Genomic DNA, 759 nt, shown 5'->3' with positions numbered 1-759 from the left:
CCGCTCTTCCGAGCGTTCCATTGCCTTGCCTGTGCGGTCACGGATGCTGCACTCGCGAGCTTTTCAAGGCGATCCAATTGAGACGTGCTCACTGCCGCCTTGGCTCCAGACTGCTCATCATCCTTCTTCCGCTGATCCGTCATATGTCTCTTTCCTGATGTGGTGAGTGGTCTAAAATAGGGCTCCAGCCATTTCTCTCCAGACACCAAAAGTCACATTGGCGCCGCCCACGTTAACTTCCCTGCCGTCACTGCATTGTCACCAACACTATCTAGAAGATGCACGAGGCCGATGGCCGGATGGGCGAGGGCGCGCACGGATGAACTGCCGCCCTTGCCGCCTCAACCACATTCATGCTCCAGGACCGCTAAGGTAGATGCTTAGTGCTCGTAGGAGCTCTTAGCCATATCGCTTATGTGCTGAACGACTGTTGAGATGCTGTACGGCTTTGACACAAAGCGCCCGTCGTCTGGGACATCGTCGTTACGCAGAAAGTGATGACCAGATGAAATCAGGATTAGGATATGCGGCCAGCGCTGGTGAACCTGTGCAGCTAGGGAAACGCCATTCATTGATCCAGGCATGTCTACATCCGTAAACAGCACCCCGGTATCAGGACGGGCTTCCAAGATTTGTAGAGCAACGTCGGCATTTTCAGCTTCCAAAACCTGAAAGCCAGAGCTTTCAAGTTCATCAGCTGTGTTCATGCGGATCAACAGGTCATCTTCAACAAGAAGGACGACCGAAGGATTTATATTC

Annotated in this window: 1 protein-coding gene; it reads right to left on the bottom strand. The window is 53.0% G+C overall.

Going from position 1 to position 759, the window contains the following annotated elements:
* Positions 1-380 precede the first annotated feature (380 nt).
* Positions 381-755 (bottom strand): response regulator, encoded by a 375-nt coding sequence (locus tag ACXJKO_RS31930; protein WP_457095003.1) that lies wholly within the window; start codon positions 753-755, stop codon positions 381-383.
* Positions 756-759 lie beyond the last annotated feature (4 nt).

The sequence above is a fragment of the Microvirga sp. P5_D2 genome, assembly GCF_054049475.1.
This window is presented reverse-complemented; position numbering and strand designations above follow the sequence as displayed.